This window comes from Meridianimaribacter flavus (genome assembly GCF_004366715.1).
GTDB classification, from domain to species: Bacteria; Bacteroidota; Bacteroidia; order Flavobacteriales; family Flavobacteriaceae; genus Gaetbulibacter_B; species Gaetbulibacter_B jejuensis.
This window is the reverse complement of sequence record NZ_SOQZ01000001.1, coordinates 387,522-409,121: the sequence shown is the minus strand read 5'-3', so window position 1 is coordinate 409,121 and position 21,600 is coordinate 387,522. Positions and strand designations below refer to the sequence as shown.

The following is a 21,600-nucleotide window of genomic DNA, read 5'->3' as shown; positions in this document are numbered from 1 at the left end:
ACAATTTTTATGTTAAATTTTTGTAGAATTTTAAAAGGTTAAGCGTAGATGCATCGTGTTTATTAACAATTTCTTTTTCGTCAATGTCTTTTAAAATTGCATTTGCCAGTTGCTTACCAAGCTCTACACCAAACTGATCGTAGCTAAAAATGTTCCAAATTACACCTTGAACGAATATTTTATGCTCGTATAATGAAATTAGCTTTCCTAAGCTTTCAGGTGTTAATTGGTTTATTAAAATTGTAGTTGTAGGCTTGTTACCTTCAAATATTTTAAAAGGCACTAATTTTTCAGGAGCACCTTCAGCAATTACTTGTTCTTTTGATTTACCATTTAACAAGGCTTCAGTTTGCGCAATAAAGTTAGATATTAACTTATCTTGATGGTCTTGATTACCGTGTAAAGATTCAGCAAAACCTATAAATTCTGCAGGAATTATTTTTGTACCTTGATGTATTAATTGAAAAAATGCGTGCTGTGAATTAGTTCCTGGTTCTCCCCAAATAATAGTTCCTGTTTGGTAGTTTACAGGTTCTCCGCTTCTGTCAATACTTTTTCCATTACTTTCCATTATACCTTGTTGCAAATAGGTAGCAAACTGGTTTAGGTATTGTGTATAAGGGATAATCGCTTCGGTTTCTACATTAAAAAAGTTATTGTACCACACACTTAGCAAGCCTGCAATTACAGGTATGTTTTTATCAAAGTCTTCAGTCTTGAAATGCTCATCCATTTTATGAGCTCCTTGAAGCAGTTTATCAAAGTTTTCAAAACCAACCGATAAACTAATTGATAGTCCTACAGCACTCCAAAGCGAAAAACGACCACCTACCCAATTCCACATTGGGAAAATATTGTTTTCGTCAATACCAAAAGCTTTTACTTTTTCAATATTTGTAGATACAGCTACAAAATGTTTAGCAACTGCATTATCTGGCGCTTTTTCTAAAAACCATTTTCTAATAGTTGTTGCGTTAGAAAGCGTTTCTTGTGTGGTGAATGTTTTGGACACTATAACAAATAGTGTTGTTTCTGGATTTAAGTTTTTGATAACTTCATTAACATGATCTCCATCTACATTACTTACAAAATGCGTTGTTAAATGATTTTTATAATATGACAAAGAATCGACTACCATTGCAGGACCTAAATCGGAACCACCTATACCAATGTTTACAACATCAGTAAAAGCTTTTCCTGTATATCCTTTTAATTCGGCATTAACAATTTTATTAGTGAAATCTTTAATCTTTTCTTTAACACTATAAATTTCTGGGATAACATTTTCTCCACCTACTAAAACCTCAGCTGTTTTTGGAGCTCTTAAAGCAGTATGAAGTACCGCTCTTCCTTCGGTTTCATTAATGATATCGCCTTCAAAATATTTTGAAATAGCATCTTTTAAATCAACTTCATTAGCTAACTCTAGTAAAAGGTTTAGCGTTTCTTCAGTTATTCTGTTTTTAGAATAGTCTACATAAAAATCTTCCCATTTTATGGTCATTTTATTTGCTCTTTCTGCATCTTGAGCAAACCATTGCTTCATGTGAACATCTTTAACATTGTTAAAATGCTCTTCTAATTTTTTCCAAGATTTTGTAGTTGTAGGGTTGATTGTTTTTAGTGCCATTATATACTTATGATATTATATCGTCCTCTATTGCTAATTCGATTTCAGGTTCTTGTTCTTCAAATAGAATATTATCCAATTGGGTTCTTATTGGTTTTATGTATTCTAAATATCTAACCTTTAAGCTATCAGAAATTGGTTCAGCTTCAGGTAGTTTTTCTCTAAAAGGATCTACTTGTTTTCCGTTTTTCCAAAAACGATAACATACGTGTGGTCCTCCAGTATTACCTGTCATTCCTACCCAACCGATAACGTCGCCTTGCTTTACATAGTCACCTACTTTAACTTTTCGTCTGCTCATGTGCAAGTATTGGGTAGAGTAGGTTGCATTATGCCTAATCTTAACATAATTACCATTTCCTCCTTTTCGTCTAGATTCAGTTACAGTACCATTTGCTGTTGCCATAATTTCAGTACCAACAGGAGCAGCAAAGTCTGTTCCTTTGTGAGGTCTAATTTTATAACCGTAATAGGCTATACGTCTTTTTAAATTATAGCGAGAAGACAATCTACCATACTTAACAGGCATTTTTAAAAAGGCTCTTCTTAGGTTTTTAGCTTCTTCGTTAAAGTAATCTTTAATACCTTTAGTAGAATCTGTTTCAAACTGAAATGCGTAAAAAGGCTCTTTGTTATGCTCAAAAAAAGCAGCTTTAATATTATGCACACCTGCATAAATACTGTCATCAATATACTTATCAGTATAAATTACTTTAAACCTGTCTCCTGGTTGTAAGCGTCTAAAATCAATAGTCCAAGCATATATTTCGTCAGCCATTTTAAATGCTAACCTAGGGCTTAAACCTTGCTCTTCTAAAGCTTCTGAAATATTGCTAGAAATAGTTCCTGTAGCAACTTTTTCGACATACTTTATTGGTTTTCGGCTAGTGTAAGCATGAATGGAATCGTGAAAATTCACAACCACATATTCTTCTTTATTAGGTTGATAAATAAAACACCTAGGCGTTTGTATAGAATCTTTAGCACATAACAAGGTGTAGGGTTTTCCTACCTGTAATTTTGTAATATCAAAAGTGTCTTTGGCTCTTTCGGCAATTTGAAAAATTTTTGGATACCCTAAATTGTTTCTTTCTAAGATAACACCAAAACTATCTCCTGATTTTATGGTATCTCTTTTTACAATATAATCGTTAAGATTAAACCCAAACTCTTTAATTCCTTCAGGCTCAACAAAGGTTTGTAGCGGAACTTCTTCAATTTTTTCTTTTTCATCATCTTTACATGATAAAATTGAAGTGAAAATTAAAAGTGCTATTAATAATTTTTTTGATTGCATTATTTTGATTGATTTTATACGTCCATTCCCCAATTATCCAATTCTTCTTTGGTCCAAAGTTCAGGAAAAAATATACGTCTTTGATATTTTGGGTGCATGTATTTTTTCCAATCGCTTCCTCCAGTAGCTTCGCCATCACCTGTACCGCTTTCAATATAGTGTTTTGCAGCATTGTAATGCGCCATAACCCATGTAACGTTTACAGTGTAATCGTAATGTCTCATTGCCTTAACAAGATCTTCATCTTTTTGATCTTTTTCTGGCAATTCTTTAAAACGCGTCCAAAGGTTTTTGGTGTTATAACTTTCCATAAACCTTAAAAATTCATCTTTGTAGCGTTTTTCAAAATTAACTAAAAGTGTTGATTTTTTACCAGTTTTATAATCTTTACCTGCTGCTTGCCAATACAAATGCTCAAAAGCATGCGTGTAAGGTGTATTTCGATCAATAGAGGATCTAAACCTATAGTCAATTAAATTTATCAATTCGGTTGAAGCAAATTCAACCAATCTGTATTGTGCACTTTGAAAACCACTCGCAGGTGTTAAAGTATATCTAAACTTCATGTACTGCTCTATTTCCATACCTTCTCTCATAATATTGAATGAGGTGGTAAGCATATCAAAATAACGACTTATACGCATTATTTTTCCTTCAAAGAACGTAGCATCTAATTCTTCTTTTTCGGCTACTTGCTGAATTTCCCACAAAATCATTTTAAAGATAAGCTCGTTAATTTGATGATAGGCAATAAACACCATTTCATCTGGTAATGTGGTGCGTTGCGTTTGTAGGCTTAAAAGTGCATCGGTTTGAATATAATCCCAATAAGTAATGGGTTTACTGTACAAAAGACCATATAAATGGTCTTCGGTATCTTGATTTATGGATTTGTACTTCTGTTGAAGTGCTTCTATTATTGTATCGTAATCTTGTTGGTTAGACATGGTATTAATCAAATTGTACTTGAAAGGAGTGCTTTAGTCCTTTAAAAGCTTCTAAGTCTGCTCTTAATGATCCTACAGCTAAATCTGCTTTAATTTTTAATGGTATTTTATTTTCGTCTGCACTTACCCAAAGCGTCAAACTTTCTTGTTCTTTAAACACTCGTCCTGCCATAACGTATGGTCTGAATATAAGTGTTTTTACTTTTCCAAATTCAGTATCTATAGTTTCTCTTCCTAGAAATTTCAATTTAAAATTGAAGTTTTCTTCATCAAAAAACATATTAAGAGAGACCATGTCTCCTTCTTTTATAGATTCGGTTTTATAGTTGTTACGTAAAAAATAAAACGCAGATACCATATCTTGCACATCTTTCTCTGTAGCAATTACTTTTTTGGTATTGTGTTTTTTATTTTCAACGTGAGCTTGCCTTTTTTTATGGTCAAAGTCTATTTCAATATCTTTTGTGTGACCACCTTCATCTATTTTTCTTATAAATTTATATGGAAGTCCTGTTTGTTTATCAAAATAGCTTTCATAGCGATCTTTCACTTTAAAAAACCACTTTATAGCTCCAGTTGTCCATCCTTTACCAACCACATGGTATACTTGCTTACCATTAAGGGTAGTTTCATCTACTGTTAATGTTGCGTTACCAGCTTTTAAAAAGCCACTGTAACTCATTCTAAACTTAAACCATTCTCCATCTTGAAATGCAGTTTTCTCTTGAGCAAAAGACGTTTGCATAAAAGACAGGGCAACTATTATAAGTAGTAATTTTTTCATGATCTATACAAGATTGTAAATGTAACTTATTTGCTTACATTTTATTGTTATAAACAACAAATTACAATTACTGTTCCAAAAGTATTAAAACAAAAAAACTCCACAATATTTTAGCGGAGTTTTTTGATACTGTAATTGTTAAACATTTGTTATAATGTTCCGCGCTTTTCTTGCTCTCTTTCAATAGATTCGAACAAAGCTTTAAAGTTTCCAGCTCCAAAACCTCTTGCTCCCATACGTTGAATAATTTCAAAGAATAACGTTGGTCTATCTTCTACTGGTTTGGTGAATATTTGTAATAAATAGCCTTCTTCATCAGCATCAATCATGATACCTAAACTTTTTAACGTTTCGATATCTTCACGTAATTCATGACTAAATTCTTCCAATCGACCAGGAACTGCTTTGTAATACTCTTCTGGTGGAATAGATAAAAACTCAACACCTCGAGAACGCAACTGCGAAACTGTTGTTATGATATCATCTGTAGCTACAGCTATATGTTGAACTCCTGGACCTTCATAAAAATCTAGATATTCTTCAATTTGTGAGCGTTTTTTTCCTTCAGCAGGTTCGTTTATTGGGAATTTAATGCGACCATTACCATTACTCATTACTTTACTCATTAAAGCAGAGTATTCGGTGTGGATTTGCTTGTCATCAAAAGACAGGAAGTTTACAAAGCCCATAACGTCTTCGTACCATTTTACCCAAGTATTCATTTCGCCCCAACCTACGTTACCAACCATGTGGTCAATATACTTTAAGCCTACTGGTTCTGGGTTGTAATCAGATTCCCATTTTATAAACCCAGGCATAAACTGACCTTTGTAATTCTTACGCTCTACAAACATGTGAACGGTTTCGCCATAGGTGTAAATACCTGCTCTTACCACTTCTCCAAATTCATCAGTTTCAACTGTTGGTTCCATGTAAGATTTTGCACCACGCGATGTGGTTTCTTCGTAAGCACTACGAGCATCTTCAACCCAAAGCGCAACTACTTTTACACCATCGCCATGTTTTACAATATGGTCGTTAATTGGGTGTTTTGAGTTTAATGGAGTGGTTAATACCAATCGTATTTTGTCCTGTTTTAAGACATAAGATACTGTGTCTTTGCTTCCTGTTTCTAACCCTTTGTATGCGTAAGATTGAAACCCAAAAGCGGTTTTGTAAAAGTGTGCTGCTTGCTTAGCGTTACCTACGTAAAACTCCACATAGTCGGTTCCTAATAGAGGCAGAAAGTCTTCTGCGCCTTCAAATATTTTTTCTAGTCCGTAGTTTACTGATTCTATGTTTTTGCTCATTTTATTTATTTTTTAGCCCTGATTGAGGCAGTTTGTTGGAGCTCTTAAAAACTGTATCTCGACTGCGCTCGATAGGACAGTTTTTAAAGCGACTGCCGAAAGCAGGATTAGCTTCTTATTAATATGTTATTCTAACCAAGATTTAAAATAATCTTCGTCTGCTATTTTTAATGCGTCTTCGGTTACTTGTAAGGGTTTAAATGTATCTACCATTACTGCTAACTCGTCGGTTTTTACTTTACCAATGCTACGCTCTGTTGCTCCAGGATGTGGTCCATGCGGAATTCCTGCTGGATGCAGCGAGATATGACCTGCGTCAATATCGTTTCGGCTCATGAAATCGCCATCTACATAGTACAAAACCTCATCGCTATCTATATTGCTATGGTTATAAGGTGCAGGAATTGCTTCTGGATGGTAATCGTACAGCCTTGGTACAAAACTGCATACCACAAAGGCATCGGTCTCGAAGGTTTGGTGTACTGGTGGTGGTTGGTGCACACGACCTGTTATAGGTTCGAAATCGTGAATTGAAAAGGCGTACGGATAATTGTAACCATCGTATCCAACAACATCAAAAGGATGAGTAGCATAAACCATATCAAAAATATCGCCTTGCTTTTTAACTTTCATTAAAAAGTCTCCTGTTTCGTTATGAGTTTCCAATTCTTGCGGTTGACGTAAATCGCGCTCACAAAATGGCGAATGCTCCAATAATTGTCCAAACCAGTTACGGTAACGTTTTGGCGTGTAAATTGGACGACGAGACTCCACAATAAACAAACGGTTGTCTTCGGTATCGAAATCTATTTTGTAGATGATTCCTCTTGGTACTAACAAATAGTCGCCATATTTAAAATCGAGGTTTCCTAAATGTGTTCGTAGTTTTCCGCTACCACGATGTACAAAAATAAGCTCGTCGGCATCGGTATTTTTGTAAAAATACTCTTTGGTAGATTGTTTTGGTGCTGCCAAAATAATACTACAATCGCTATTGGTTAACACTGTTTTTCGGCTTTCGAGATAATCGTTTATCTGTGGAATTTTAAATCCGTGAAGCCTATAGGATTGAATATTATTTGCTTTGGCAATTTTAGGCGCTACACTGTATTGTTTTTTTATTTCTTTGACTTGTGTTGGCCTATGCTCGTGATACATATTGGTGGACATACCATCAAAACCAATGGTTCCAAATAATTGCTCGTAGTACAAGCTACCATCTGGTTTCCTAAACTGTGTATGTCGTTTATGTGGGATTTTCCCTAATTTATGATAAAAAGGCATTTTTTATATTTTAATGTTCTGATATTAAAAGTTTAAAGTTACAGAACAGTCGTTATTTAATTTATATAAAGATACAAAATATAAGATTTCTGTCTAAGCAGAAATTACAATAGAGCCTAATTATTCTGGGTTTCTCTTAATGAGAAAATGTAAGTGTAGTAATAAGTCTTCCCAAAATGGTTTCATGTCCTCAAATATCGAAAAATTTAAACGATTATTAAAACCAAAACCCAATATTAAAGACCCAAATGCTTTTATTGTTCTCTGGAGACCATGTATACTTTGCTTCAAGCGGTCCTAAAAATGTTTCTACTGAATAGCCTAAGGCATAACCACTGTAGTCAACCTTAGAAATCCATCCTCCAGACTCAAACAAGCCATCTTCAATATTTGCATAGTTAGCAGCAGCTATTATATGGTGTTTTTTAAATAACTCATAGTCTAAGGTTATGGTTCCTTTTACAAAACTATTACCTGTTAAGGCAATGTTTTCATACCCATAAAATGAAATGAAATTATTGATAAAGTTATTACCATAACCACCGAGTGCAAAATCGAGTGTTTTGGTAGAGTCGTCACCAATTTTAAAGCCTCCTTGTGATAAAAGGTTTACCGCGAACTTATCAGAAAAACTAAACGCATATCCTATATCAGCTTTAGCTATTGAGAATTCAGAAAACTCCTTGTTAAAGTTTGAAGCGTGTAAATACAAATGAAAATCGCCATTAAAATAAAATCCTTTCTTTGGAAAATACTTATTACTATATGTGTCTAGCTTAAGCCCTCCAAACAAACTTAAATAATCGGTGTTTTCAAAAATGACCTCATCATCATCGCTCTGAAAATCGTCGATTATCGTTTCCGATTTAATTCTTAAACGCTTATGCTCTGCTCCAACACTAAACGCAAAGTCTTTTCTGAAAAGGGTTTGTAAATAAAATTGATTGGTTTGATCCTGTAATTCTACATCTAGCTTGTTAATTCCTGTTAAGTCTTGCTCTGCATCATCTAGTAATAATTGTGCACTAATTCCCTTTTGAAATTGGTTAAATCTAGATCTTAAACCAATACTCCAGTAAAACCCTTTGTCAATAAAATATTCAAAATTATATCTAACATTATCTCCTAGAATAAAATCGAAAGAAGCTACATCGTTATCAAATAAAAATCGCTTTTTGGTAATGTTTACTAAAGCTGCACTTTTATAAAGATCGTCATAATGTAAGCCCAGTTTTAAAAACGTAGTTGCTTTACTTTCTTTTAAGGTTGCATCTAAATCGTAACCACCAGAGTCTTTTGACTTTTTGAACTTGTATTGAAAGGCATCAAAATTATTGGTTGCAACCAAATTATTTACGCCACTATTAAAATCTTCATAGCTTACTTTAGAGTTTTGTTTTAATCTTAACTTTCCTAGCACATACGACCTCGTGTAGCGTTTATTACCATCAAAATTTACTGAATTAATAAGTATACTATCTGGTGATTTGACTGCTTTATACCGCACAGAGTTTTGATTTGTTTTTGCTAATGCTACAAGTTCATCAATCTTTTGACTTGCAGCATGTTCACCATTTTCCACAATTTGACTTCCTTCACTAAACGAAATTACAGTAAAGTCTTTAATGTCTGGTTTTATGTAAACATCGGTTTTCTTTACTTTAGACTTCATATCGTTAATTGTCCTGTAATTATTGATTTGAAGTAATATATCAGGTGCCGAAGTCAACTCGTCCCTTGTAGCCAATCCATCTTGCACATCAACACCAATAATTATATCCATCCCTTTGGCTCTAAGCTCATCAATAGGATAATTGTTTACTACACCTCCATCAATAAGTAGTTGACCATCAATCTCAACAGGCTGAAATAAAGACGGAAATGCTCCACTTGCTGTAATAGCTTTAGCTAAATTTCCTTTATCTAGAATTACCTCCTTACCAGTTTCTACATCAGTAGCAATACAAAAAAACGGAATTGGTAACTTTTGAAAATCATCAACCTCACTCACATGTAGCGTTAAATAGGTTAATAAATTATATACATTTTGCCCTCTTGAAATTGCTGAAGGCAACTTAAGTTTAAATTTATCAAACGGTAAGCTCACTGCATATTTTTCGGCATTATCGCGCTCGTAAAATGTTTTTGCTTCTCGCGGAAGATTATCGCTAATAACATCATCAAAATTTAGAGTTCTAAAAATTGAATCTAATTGTTTTCCTGTATAACCAGACGCATACAATGATCCAATAATTGCTCCCATACTGGTTCCCGCAACATGGTCTACTTTAATACCTAAGCTATCAATAACTTTTAAAACACCTATGTGTGCAAACCCTTTTGCTCCACCACCACTTAGCACTAAACCTATTTTAGGCTTGGTTTCTTCTACGTTTTCTTGAGCATAAAGTGATATATTAAAAAATATCAGTGCTATTAAGATTATATGCTTCATTAATTATGATAGTAATTATAAATTTTATCTGCTTTTGATTTACCTACTACATCTTCTAACTCATCTAGTTTTGCATTAGATACTCGACGAGCCGATTTAAATGTTTTTAAAAGCTCAACAACTGTTTTTTCTCCAATTCCTGGAATGGTTTCCAACTCAGTATTTAAAGCACTTTTGCTACGTTTGTTTCTGTGGTGTTCTATTCCAAAACGATGTGCTTCGTTACGTAATTGTTGAATGATTTTTAGGGTTTCACTTTTTTTATCTAAATATAAGGGAATTGGATCATCTGGATAAAATAATTCTTCTAAACGTTTTGCAATTCCGATGATTGCTATTTTTCCTCTCAACCCTAAAACATCCAAACTCTTTAAGGCAGAAGAGAGTTGTCCTTTTCCTCCATCAATAACAATTAATTGTGGTAACGGTTGATCCTCGTCAAGCAAACGCTTGTATCGTCTAAACACTACTTCTTCCATAGACGCAAAATCGTCTGGTCCTTCAACTGTTTTTATATTAAAATGCCTGTAATCTTTTTTACTTGGTTTACCATCTTTAAACACTACACAAGCTGCAACAGGATTGGTTCCTTGTATGTTTGAGTTATCAAAACACTCAATATGTCTAGGTTCTTCATTTAAACGCAAATCGGCTTTCATTTGTGCCATAATCCTATTGACATGTCTATCAGGATCGGTGATTTTTACCTGTTTAAAGCGTTCCATTCGGTAATATTTGGCATTTCGAAGAGATAGGTCTAAAATGTGCTTTTTATCTCCTAGCTTTGGAATTGTTGTTTTTATATGCTCACCAATATTCACCTTAAATGGCACATAAATTTCTTTTGACTTTGAATTAAAACGCTGTCTTAACTCGGTAATTGCCAATTCTAAAAGTTCAACATCAGTTTCTTGAAGTTTCTTTTTAATTTCTAATGTATGCGAACGAATAATTGACCCATAAGATAATTGTAAAAAATTGACATAGCCATAAGATTCATCACTTACAATGCTAAACACATCCACATTGCTAATTTTTGGATTGACTATAGTAGATTTTGACTGGTAGTTTTCTAAAACTTCAATTTTTTCTTTTATTTTCTGCGCTTCTTCAAACTGCATATCTTCGGCATAGTCTTTCATTTGCTGCTTAAACTGCGAAAGCGAATCTTTAAAATTTCCTTTAAGAATTTCTTTTATAGCATCAATGTTTGCGTGATACTCTGTTTCAGTTTCATAACCTTCACATGCACCTTTGCAATTTCCTAAATGGTATTCTAAGCACACTCTATATTTATTGGCATCAATTTTTTCTTGTGACAAATCATAATTACAAGTTCTTAATTGAAAAAGCCCTTTTATAAGGTTAAGCAATGTAGAAACGGTCTTCATACTTGTATAAGGGCCAAAGTACTCACTACCATCTTTTATCACTCTTCTAGTAGAAAATACTCTTGGAAAACGCTCATTCTTAATACAAATCCATGGGTAAGATTTGTCGTCTTTGAGCATAACATTGTAACGAGGTTGGTATTTTTTAATAAGATTATTCTCCAGCAACAACGCATCGGTTTCGGTATCAACAACAATATGTTTTATAGTTGCAATTTTTTTCACCAACACTCTGGTTTTACCATAATCGTGCTGTTTATTGAAGTAAGAGCTTACGCGTTTCTTTAAGTTTTTGGCTTTACCTATGTACAAAATCTTGCCATCACTATCAAAATACTGATATACACCAGGTTGATTTGGTAGGGTTTTTAGCTGAATTTCTAGTGATGTATTGCTCATTACTTCAAAGGTAAATATTTTAATTTTTTAGCGTGAAAAATTTATGATTTTTAAAATTTTTTGAATTAACTTATTTACTACATTGCGCCACTTTTTTAAAACGTAAAAAAACACATGACAAAACAAATTATTGGTAGAATTGACAGAGTAGATTTTCCTACGCTAGGTCTTTTTAGCATTGATGTTAAGATAGATACAGGTGCTTACACCTCTGCCATACATTGTTCAAAAATTATTGAAAAAGACAACAAACTTTTTTGCACATTTTACAGTGCTGGTCATCCTAATTTTAGCGGAAAAGAAGTTGTGTTTGACAGCTATACTCGTACTGACGTAAAAAGCAGCAATGGTTTTAAGGAAAATAGATTTAAAATAAAATCAACCATTATATTTTTTGGTAAAACGTATAAGATTAACTTAACTTTAAGCACTAGAGATGATATGAAATTTCCTGTACTCATTGGCAGACAGTTTTTGAGCAAGAAATTTCTTGTTGACGTTAATCAACAAAATGTATCATACAATACCAGCATCCATGAACATTGTCATTCTATCTAGAAATTCGCATTTGTATTCAACGCGTCGATTAATCGATGAAGGAGAAAAAAGAGGTCATATCGTTGAAGTTATTGACCCTTTAAAATGTGATATTATTATTGAAAAAGAAAAACCAACTATCTATTATAAAGATAGGTATTTGGATTATGTAGATGCTATCATTCCTCGAATTGGAACTTCGGTAACCTTTTACGGTTGCGCTGTGGTAAGACAGTTTGAAATGATGAATGTATTTACAACTGTAACCTCTGATGCCATTGTACGTTCAAGAGATAAGTTGCGCAGTTTACAACGCCTAAGTAAAGCTGGTGTTGGTATGCCAAAAACGGTTTTCACTAACTACTCTAGAGACGTTGAAGAAGTTATTGAACATGTTGGCGGAACACCTGTAATTATTAAACTTTTAGAAGGTACACAAGGTTTAGGAGTTGTTTTAGCTGAAACAAAAAATGCTGCCGAATCAGTGTTGGAGGCCTTTAATGGTTTACAAGCAAGAGTTATTGTTCAAGAGTTTATTAAAGAAGCAAAAGGAGCCGATTTAAGAGCTTTAGTTGTTGATGGACATGTGGTTGGCGCCATGAAACGCCAAGGTAAAGAAGGCGAATTTAGGTCTAACTTACACAGAGGTGGAACTGCTGAAGTAGTAAAACTAGACGATGCTGAACTACGATTAGCAATGCAAGCATCTCGCGCTTTAAAATTACCTGTTTGTGGTGTTGATATGCTGCAATCGGCAAGAGGACCTTTGTTATTAGAAGTGAACTCTACTCCAGGACTTGAAGGCATTGAAGGTGCAACTGGAAAAAATATAGCAAAAGCTATTATCACTTATATAGAAAGAAACAGAACATGACCTACAAACAGAGGAAAGTTATAACAATTTTAGGACGCGATATTAAAGTTGGCGAAAGCTGCGAACTTAGTTTTGGTGTTGCTAATTTACATACTTCCTCTAGTGTTGATGTGCCTGTAATTATTGAACGCTCTAAAAAACCTGGACCTGTAGTTTTATTTACCGCAGGTATTCATGGTGATGAAGTTAATGGTGTTGAAATTGTACGTCAAATTATAGCAAAAGGCATCAATAAACCTAAGTGCGGAACTATTGTATGCCTACCTGTAATTAATGTGTTTGGGTTTATTAATCTCAACAGAGAGTTCCCTGACGGAAGAGATTTAAACCGCGTATTTCCAGGCACAAAAAAAGGCTCTTTAGCCAGTAGAGTTGCCAATAAATTAGTTACCGAAGTTATTCCTGATGTAGATTTTGTAGTCGACTTTCATACTGGTGGAGCAGGTCGTTTTAATGCACCTCAAATGCGTATTGTAAAAAACAATCCTGAGCTCGATTTACTAGCAAACATTTTTAATGCACCTTTTGTACTGTACTCAAAAAACATTAAAAAATCGTTTAGAAGCGTGTTGAGCAAACATGGTAAACCTGTACTATTGTTTGAAGGCGGAAAATCTAATCATATTGACAACAACATTACCAATACTGGTGTAAATGGAGCTAAACGCGTCTTAAATCATTTAGGTATGTTATCTACAAAATTTAAGGTGTCTAAACCTAAAAACAATCCTGTTTATATTTTAGACAGTCGTTGGCAACGTGCAAATATTTCAGGTATGTTTAGAGCTTCAGTTCAAATAAGCTCTGAAGTGACTAAAGGAGATATTATTGGTAATATTACTGACCCTTATGGGAAATTCAACCACTTTGTGAGAGCTTCTTTTTCGGGTTATATTATTAATGTTAATGAATCTCCTATTGTATATCAAGGTGATGCCCTTTTTCATATTACCACTAAATTAAAACCCTCTTCAAGTGAAAAAAGCCACCTTAAGAGCAACTTATAAACAAAAACGCAACGCTTTAACACTAGATGATGTTGATGATTTGAGTCTTCAAATTGCAAATGCGTTACTTCAATTAGATATTTGGGGCAAATCGTTTTATCATATTTTTTTATCTATTGAAGAACAAAAAGAAATCAATACCGATTTTATTTTAAACATCCTCTCAGGAAAAGATAAAAACATAGTGATTTCAAAAAGTGATTTCAACACATATGAAATGACTCATTTTCTATTAACTGATGCAACAGTTATTAAGAAAAACCATTATAATATACCAGAACCAGTTGATGGTATTGCAATTCCTTCGGAAAAAATAGATGTTGTTTTTGTTCCGCTTTTAGCTTTTGATAAACAAGGTCATCGTGTAGGTTATGGCAAAGGGTTTTATGATAAATTCTTGTCGCAATGTAACCCTGAAACACTAAAAATTGGACTGTCTTTTTTTGAAGCAGAAACCCAAATTGAAGACACTTATGAAAGTGATGTTACTTTAGATTGTTGCGTGACGCCTAAAACCATATATAGGTTTAATTGCTCTCTTTAATTTTTCGGATTAACTCGTCATCAATTACATTAGTGTTTAATCTTATATACTTAAATGAATTAACTATAGAATCGTTAAACTCAATCATTAACACTTTGTCTTTGTGAGAATAAACTATTCCTTTTTCAAAGACTAAATAATCTTTTCCAAATTTAGATTCTATATCTTTTTTTGTAGTTCCAACAAGGTTTGCTTTCTTTAAACTTACATCTTTATTAGAAATCTTTAGCTCTATCAATATTTCTGTTGAATCGTCATACTTGTGTTTGCTTTCTCCATATTTAAAGACAACTAGTTTATTAATTCCAATCTTACCTCCTTCTTTTTCTGTTATAAAATTGTATTTATAAAAAATTGAATCTTTAAATTTTGGGGAGAAGTAGTAATTCATTCCTTTAGTAACTGTTGTTGTGACATTTCTCTTTTTGTCGCTTTTAAATTTCTGTAAATCTATTGGACTTTTTAAAAATTCAACTAAACTAGAGTTAACATCTAATTTTGACGTTTTAACAACTTCATTTTTTTCAATTGGAATTTCGCGATATTTCTTTTGAACATGAAAAAACATGCTAACCAAATAAATCAAAACTGAAATTACAAGAACCAAAAAAATAATTATCAATATGTCTTTAGACTTTTTCAAACCATTAATGACTCTTAATTTTCACAACTCTCACAATAGGTTGTTCTTAAATAACTATCTTCCAACAGCTGAAATGTAACTCCACCTTCACCATAAGGATTAAACAATTTACAATAGCGTGTTTTGTTCATGTTTAATGCATTTAGCATAATAGTTCTATAATCTGATGTTTGTGTAAGCTCAGGATTTATAATGGTTAAATTCAAATAGTAAAACAGCAAGTTTTCGTCAATATCAATGCTTTTTGCTTTTGGGCTTAAAAGTTCCACAGCCATATCAGTATTAGCGTAATAGCTAAAAAACTGCGCTAAACTTAAATAATCATAGTCTGATAAATGAAAATTCTTATAACTGTTTTTAATATACGAAACAGCTTTGTCCTTGTTGGCATAATCGCGTTTTCTCATTAAATTTTCAGCTTCAATAATATGATAATTCACCAGCATTCTAGAGATTAGTTCCTGATTAATACCATAGGTTTTTAAAGCATTTATTTTGCTTTTAAGTTTGTTTTTATCAATATCCATTGCTTTATATCGCCACAACTTAAGTTCAATAGCTGCAATGTTATATTTTACACGTTTGTCTTTTGGCGACAGTTTTTCTAGCTGTTGCAATTCGTTATAAACAATTACTATTTGAGGTTCTTCCAACATATATTTCATTGCTGAATTTTTATTCAAAAATGTAAGGTATTTTAATTGATTTGGTACTTGAAGCTTACCTATATGATCTGGTGAAACTTCTTTATTCTTTAATTTTTCGAAAAGCGAATTTTGAATTTGCAATGCCTCATCAAGTTGGTCTTGGGTTAGTGCTGTATTAAACTTGTTTACCAATTCTGTTCCACTCAAATCTTTGTACTTGTCCTTTTTTTCAAGTTCCAACTCCACTAAAGCTTTTCGATGGTTTTTTAAAATTGGTTCCATTTCAGTAGACAAACTACCAACGAGTTTTGCTTTAATTTCTGATTTACTTAACTCTTTTAAATCACTGTATTTGGTATTTTCAATAGCATTTAGAAATTCCACCCAATTCTCAGAAGACGAAATGTCATTTTTTATAGATGGTTTTTGAAACGATTGTAGTGCATTGGCAATACTTGCAGCACGCTGTTGCTGTAGCTCTATATTACGTTCCAAGCTACCTTCAACCGATGCATAAGCTTTTATTTTTATTGTTTTTATGTAATAATCGGTTAAGCGAAGTGAATCATAAATAGGTTTAATATCTTCAGGAGAGTATTCTGATTTATTCTTTTCAAAAGGAATTTTAAATTTTAAAGTTTTATTCTTTATAATGTAAGCATCCTTAGCATTGGCTTTTATCTGTTTTGCATTATAGGCGATAGAATCTAGGTACATTCCCATATCCAATAAATCCCAAGGATAAGATTCTAGATCATAAATTACATAATATTGACACAGGTTTTTATCGCTTAAAAAGAGAATATTAAACTCCAGTTCTTTATTCATAAGGTTTTCAGGAATACGACCTACTAAAACCCTATACGACGTTTCGCTGCTTTTTTTAAGACCTCCTTTTAGTTTTTTAGCATATACAGGTGGCAAAAGTGTTCCTTTAATTTGCACTTGTTCAATTGATGCTACACTACAAGCATAACGGTCTTTATCTACTATATCTATAGCAATTCCGTCGGTTATATTTGCAAAAAGAGCATTGAACCATTCTTTATCATTGGTTTCAAAAAACAGATTAGAGTTTTCACGTTTTATTGCAAACTTTGATTCTTTAGGTCTGTTTACAAAAGCCTGATTGAACTTTTGACAAACTTGTTGCTCGCCTTGATTAGGAAAATGTATTCCGAAATAATTTTGGGAGTGTAAAGTACTAGCAAAATAAACGAATACAAAAAGACTTAAAAAATGTTTTAGCTTCATAAAAGAATGATTTTTAAGAAACTAATATAAGCTTAATTGAACGCTTTTTTATTAAAGAAGATTAAAATTCCTATTCCAATACTTATTGCCATATCAGCAATATTAAAAACAGGTTCAAAAAATGTAAAGTACTTTCCGCCATAAAACGGAATCCAATTAGGTAAAACACCTTTCCAAATAGGAAAATGAAGCATGTCTACAACCTTACCATGAAATAACGAATCGTAGCCTCCATCTTGCGGTAAAAATGTAGCAACTTGGTTAGAGCTAGAATCAAATAAAACACCATAAAATACTGAATCTATAATGTTACCTAAAGCACCAGCAAATATTAAAGAAACTGCAATGGTTAGTGTTTTGGACGCATTTTTTTTAACCGAAGTTACTAACCAATATCCAATACCAACAACAGCTACTATTCTAAAAAGTGTTAGGCAAAGTTTAGCTGTTCTATCAGAAATAAAAGTAACAAAATCGCTGAGTTTAGTTCCCCAAGCCATTCCATCGTTTTCAACAAATACTATTTGAAACCAATCAAAAACTATTGCTCTTTCGGTTAGTGAAAAATTCGTTTTAATGTATACTTTACTTATTTGGTCAATAAGTAGTATTACAATTATTAAGAGTGTTGCTTTTTTTAATGACATATTTGGGTGCAAAAATAAACTATTATTTTATTAAAAATAAAAACGTCTTGCCATGAGCAAGACGCTAATTATAGTTACTTAAACTCGTTACAATATCACGAGGTTCTCACTTTTATGAGAATGTTATTGTTGCATATTTTTAGCTTCAATACTAAGTGTAGCATGTGGCACAAGCTTTAAACGTTCTTTATTGATAAGCTTTCCTGTAACACGACAAATGCCATAAGTTTTATTTTCTATTCTAATAATAGCATTTTTTAAATCGCGAATGAATTTTTCCTGACGAATAGCTAACTGTGAGTTTGCCTCTTTACTCATTGTTTCACTACCTTCTTCAAAGGCTTTAAACGTTGGAGAGGTATCATCAGTACCATTATTGAGGTCATTCATATAAGCACTTTTAATTAATTCTAAATCGTGCTCTGCTTTATCTATTTTCTCTTGTATTAAAGCTTTAAATTCTGCTAAATCTTTATCAGAGTATCTTACGTTTGTTTCTGCTGCCATATTCTCTAATGTTTTTGAATAAACAATTTGGTATTTACATCATCAAAAGCAATTTCTATACCATTGTTTACAGTGTCCATAATTTCAAGTTCTTCGGTTAAAGTTTCTGTTTTGATATACTCAAGATTTGTATCTATGGCTTTAACAATATTATCATCTTTTTGAAGTACAACATTAATTCTGTCTGTAACTTCAAAGCCTGAATCTTTACGTAAATTTTGAATACGGTTTACGAGCTCACGAGCAATCCCTTCTCTTCGTAAATTATCAGTAAGTGTAACATCGAGTGCTACTGTTAAAGCACCTTCGTTAGCAACAAGCCAACCTTCGATATCTTGAGATGTTATCTCAACATCAGCGAGTTCTAAAGTAATGTTTTTTCCGTTAACTTCAACATCTAAAACACCATTTTGCTCGATTTTTTTAATATCTTCTGAAGTAAACTTAGAAATTGCTCCAGCAATAAACTTCATATCTTTACCAAAACGTGGTCCTAACGCTTTAAAATTAGGCTTTATTTGTTTTACTAAAATATCTGAAGCGTCGCTTAACAATTCAATTTCTTTAATGTTAACCTCATGTTTTATTAAATCGGCAACTGCAAGAATTTCTTCCTTTTGTTGTTTACTATCAACAGGAATCATAATTTTTTGCAATGGTTGACGCACTTTAATCTTCTCCTTTGCTCTTAACGACAATACCAACGACGATATTGTTTGCGCATTCTCCATTTTACGTTCTAAACTTTTATCTACAAAGCTTTCATCGTATTTTGGAAACTCCGCCAAATGTACACTCTCAAAGTTTTCTTTTTGTGTTACTTGTGTTAAGTCTTGGTAAAGTTTATCCATATAAAATGGTGCAATTGGCGCGCCTAATTTTGCAAGCGTTATCATACAGGTATAAAGTGTTTGATAAGCCGAAATTTTATCGGTTTGGTAATCGCCTTTCCAAAAACGTCTTCTACTTAAACGCACATACCAGTTACTTAAATATTCTTGTGTAAAGTCTGATATAGCTCTTGCTGCTTTAGTAGGTTCGTATTCTGCATAAAACTCATCTACCTTCTTGATAAGCGTATGTAGTTCAGATAAAATCCAACGGTCTAACTCTGGACGTTCTTCTAACGGAATATCAGCTTCGCTATAATTGAATGTATCTAAATTGGTATATAAACTAAAGAATGAGTAGGTATTGTAAAGTGTTCCAAAGAATTTACGTTTTACTTCCTCAATACCATCTACATCAAATTTTAGGTTATCCCAAGGGTTTGCGTTTGAAATCATGTACCAACGTGTGGCATCAGCACCATAAGTTGATAAGGTTTCAAAAGGATCTGTAGCATTACCTAAACGTTTAGACATTTTTTGTCCGTTTTTGTCTAATACCAATCCGTTAGACACTACGTTTTTATAAGCTACCGAATCAAACACCATCGTTCCAATAGCATGTAGTGTATAGAACCAACCACGTGTTTGGTCAACACCTTCTGCGATAAAATCGGCAGGGAATGAAGTGTTATTATCTATTTTTTCTTTGTTTTCAAACGGATAATGCCATTGCGCATAAGGCATAGAACCTGAATCAAACCAAACATCAATTAAGTCGCTTTCGCGCTTCATTGGTTGTCCTGATGGTGATACAAGCACAATTTCATCAACAATGTTTTTATGTAAATCTAACTTAGCATAGTTTTCTTCGGAATTGTTTCCAACTTCAAAATCAGCAAAAATATCAGCTTTCATTACACCAGCCTCAACAGCTTTAGCCATTTCAGCTTTTAGTTCTTCAACAGAACCAATACAGATTTCTTCTTTACCATCTTCGGTTCTCCAAATTGGCAACGGAATTCCCCAATAACGCGAACGCGATAAGTTCCAATCGTTGGCATTAGCTAACCAGTTACCAAAACGACCAGTTCCTGTTGCTTTTGGTTTCCAGTTAATGGTTTCATTCAATTCAAACATTCTGTCCTTAACATCGGTTACTTTAATAAACCAAGAATCTAACGGATAGTATAGAATTGGCTTATCGGTTCTCCAACAGTTAGGATAGCTGTGTTTGTATTTTTCAACCTTAAAGGCTTTATTTTCTGTTTTTAATTTGATAGCTAACTCTACATCAACTGATTTTTCAGGAGCTTCGCCATCATTGTAATATTCATTTTTTACATACTTACCTGCAAACTCACCCATTTCTGGACGGAATTTACCTTGTAAATCTACTAAAGGCACCAAGTTTCCATTGGCATCTTTTACCAACATTGGTGGTACTTCAGGTTTTGCTTGTTTAGCTACCAAAGCATCATCTGCACCAAAAGTTGGCGCTGTATGTACAATTCCTGTTCCGTCTTCAGTCGTTACGAAATCTCCAGCAATCACTCTAAAAGCATTTTCAGGGTTGTCGTTTGGTAACGCATAAGGCAATAATTGCTCATACGTAATACCAACTAAATCAGCTCCTTTAAATTCTTTTACAACGTAGTATGGTATTTTCTTGTCTCCAGATGTATATTCTAATAATTCTGGTTTTGTTTCTACGCGTTTAAACTTTCCGTCAAATTGTTTGTTAACTAACGGTTTTGCTAGCACAACGTTAATTGGTTCAAACGTATATTGGTTATACGTTTCAACCAATACGTAGTCAATTTTTGGTCCAACCGTTAAGGCTGTATTACTTGGAAGCGTCCAAGGCGTGGTAGTCCAAGCCAAGAAATGAATAGTTCCTTCATTTTGTAAAAAGTCAGGAAGCGATGCTTCATTAGCTTTAAACTGCGCAACAACCGTTGTATCTGTTACATCTTGATAGGTTCCTGGTTGGTTCAACTCATGCGAACTTAAACCTGTACCCGCTTTTGGGGAATAAGGCTGAATGGTATAACCTTTATACAACAAGCTTTTGTTGTATATCTGCTTTAGTAACCACCAAACCGATTCCATGTATTTAGGTTCGTAGGTAATGTATGGATCGTCCATATCAACCCAATAACCCATTTTTTGAGTCAGGTCATTCCAAACATCAGTGTAACGCATAACTGCTTTACGGCAGGCAGCGTTGTAGTCTTCAACCGAAATGGTTTTACCAATGTCTTCTTTTGTAATTCCCAATTCTTTTTCCACACCTAACTCAATAGGTAATCCGTGGGTATCCCAACCAGCTTTACGCTTTACTTGGTAACCTTTCATGGTTTTGTAACGCGGAAAAATATCTTTGATAGCACGTGCTAAAACGTGGTGTACACCAGGTAAGCCGTTTGCAGAAGGAGGCCCTTCAAAAAACACAAATGGTTTAGCGTTTTCACGTGTGGTTACACTTTTTTCAAATACGTTATTTTCTTGCCAAGAATTGCCAATTTCTTCAGCAACTTTTGGTAAGTCAAGACCTTTATATTCAGGGAATTTCTTACTCATTATATCATTAATTCGTTTCGACGTGCGAAATTA

Annotated in this window: 17 protein-coding genes; 4 read left to right on the top strand and 13 right to left on the bottom strand. The window is 33.4% G+C overall.

All coding sequences use genetic code 11. From position 1 onward, the window contains the following. Positions 1-7 precede the first annotated feature (7 nt). The 8 genes from pgi to uvrC form a co-directional block, all read right to left on the bottom strand. Positions 8-1,630 carry a glucose-6-phosphate isomerase gene (gene pgi, locus A8975_RS01830; protein WP_131506218.1) on the bottom strand — a complete coding sequence of 541 codons (1,623 nt, stop codon included), beginning with the start codon at positions 1,628-1,630 and terminating at the stop codon, positions 8-10. Positions 1,631-1,637: 7 nt separating this feature from the next. Then, the gene (locus A8975_RS01825; RefSeq protein ID WP_134198473.1) at positions 1,638-2,927 is read right to left on the bottom strand and encodes a peptidoglycan DD-metalloendopeptidase family protein; all 1,290 of its coding nucleotides are present in this window, start codon (positions 2,925-2,927) and stop codon (positions 1,638-1,640) included. A gap of 14 nt (positions 2,928-2,941) precedes the next feature. Continuing rightward, complete coding sequence (locus A8975_RS01820; RefSeq protein ID WP_134198472.1) at positions 2,942-3,874, bottom strand: tryptophan 2,3-dioxygenase family protein; 933 nt, start codon at positions 3,872-3,874, stop codon at positions 2,942-2,944. A gap of 4 nt (positions 3,875-3,878) precedes the next feature. Beyond that, complete coding sequence (locus tag A8975_RS01815; RefSeq protein WP_129759578.1) at positions 3,879-4,658, bottom strand: DUF3108 domain-containing protein; 780 nt, start codon at positions 4,656-4,658, stop codon at positions 3,879-3,881. A 149-nt stretch (positions 4,659-4,807) separates the two neighbouring features. Then, positions 4,808-5,968: a 4-hydroxyphenylpyruvate dioxygenase gene (gene hppD / locus A8975_RS01810; RefSeq protein WP_129759579.1), complete on the bottom strand. Its 1,161-nt coding sequence runs from the start codon at positions 5,966-5,968 to the stop codon at positions 4,808-4,810. Between the two features lie 126 nt (positions 5,969-6,094). Continuing rightward, entirely contained in the window at positions 6,095-7,252 is a 1,158-nt protein-coding gene (locus tag A8975_RS01805; protein ID WP_134198471.1) for a homogentisate 1,2-dioxygenase, read from the bottom strand. Positions 7,253-7,469: 217 nt separating this feature from the next. Further along, a complete protein-coding gene (locus A8975_RS01800) occupies positions 7,470-9,707 on the bottom strand; it encodes a patatin-like phospholipase family protein (protein WP_134198470.1) in 2,238 nt (745 codons plus the stop codon). After that, a complete protein-coding gene (uvrC, locus tag A8975_RS01795) occupies positions 9,707-11,497 on the bottom strand; it encodes an excinuclease ABC subunit UvrC (protein ID WP_134198469.1) in 1,791 nt (596 codons plus the stop codon). Before uvrC ends, A8975_RS01800 begins: the two co-directional genes overlap by 1 nt. Positions 11,498-11,611: 114 nt before the next feature. Between uvrC and A8975_RS01790 the strand changes: the two genes are divergently transcribed. From A8975_RS01790 to A8975_RS01775, 4 genes are read left to right on the top strand one after another with little or no spacing between them, the layout of a single operon-like run. Beyond that, entirely contained in the window at positions 11,612-12,055 is a 444-nt protein-coding gene (locus A8975_RS01790; protein WP_129759583.1) for an ATP-dependent zinc protease, read from the top strand. After that, a complete protein-coding gene (rimK, locus tag A8975_RS01785) occupies positions 12,033-12,908 on the top strand; it encodes a 30S ribosomal protein S6--L-glutamate ligase (protein WP_129759584.1) in 876 nt (291 codons plus the stop codon). The genes A8975_RS01790 and rimK overlap by 23 nt, the downstream gene beginning before the upstream one ends. Then, positions 12,905-13,915: a succinylglutamate desuccinylase/aspartoacylase family protein gene (locus tag A8975_RS01780; protein WP_129759585.1), complete on the top strand. Its 1,011-nt coding sequence runs from the start codon at positions 12,905-12,907 to the stop codon at positions 13,913-13,915. Before rimK ends, A8975_RS01780 begins: the two co-directional genes overlap by 4 nt. After that, entirely contained in the window at positions 13,884-14,459 is a 576-nt protein-coding gene (locus A8975_RS01775) for a 5-formyltetrahydrofolate cyclo-ligase (RefSeq protein WP_134198468.1), read from the top strand. The genes A8975_RS01780 and A8975_RS01775 overlap by 32 nt, the downstream gene beginning before the upstream one ends. Here the strand turns inward: A8975_RS01775 and A8975_RS01770 are convergent. From A8975_RS01770 to ileS, 5 genes are all read right to left on the bottom strand, one after another. After that, on the bottom strand, positions 14,443-15,027 hold the full coding sequence (locus A8975_RS01770) for a hypothetical protein (RefSeq protein WP_134198467.1): 585 nt from the start codon (positions 15,025-15,027) through the stop codon (positions 14,443-14,445). The two genes, A8975_RS01775 and A8975_RS01770, sit on opposite strands and share 17 nt — an antisense overlap. A gap of 89 nt (positions 15,028-15,116) precedes the next feature. Then, positions 15,117-17,003, bottom strand: a complete 1,887-nt coding sequence (locus A8975_RS01765; protein ID WP_134198466.1) for a hypothetical protein — start codon at positions 17,001-17,003, stop codon at positions 15,117-15,119. 32 nt (positions 17,004-17,035) lie between these two features. Beyond that, the gene (locus tag A8975_RS01760) at positions 17,036-17,650 is read right to left on the bottom strand and encodes a lipoprotein signal peptidase (RefSeq protein WP_134198465.1); all 615 of its coding nucleotides are present in this window, start codon (positions 17,648-17,650) and stop codon (positions 17,036-17,038) included. 123 nt (positions 17,651-17,773) lie between these two features. Next, complete coding sequence (locus A8975_RS01755) at positions 17,774-18,157, bottom strand: TraR/DksA family transcriptional regulator (protein WP_129759590.1); 384 nt, start codon at positions 18,155-18,157, stop codon at positions 17,774-17,776. A gap of 5 nt (positions 18,158-18,162) precedes the next feature. Next, positions 18,163-21,567, bottom strand: a complete 3,405-nt coding sequence (gene ileS / locus A8975_RS01750; protein WP_134198464.1) for an isoleucine--tRNA ligase — start codon at positions 21,565-21,567, stop codon at positions 18,163-18,165. Between the last annotated feature and the right edge of the window lie 33 nt (positions 21,568-21,600).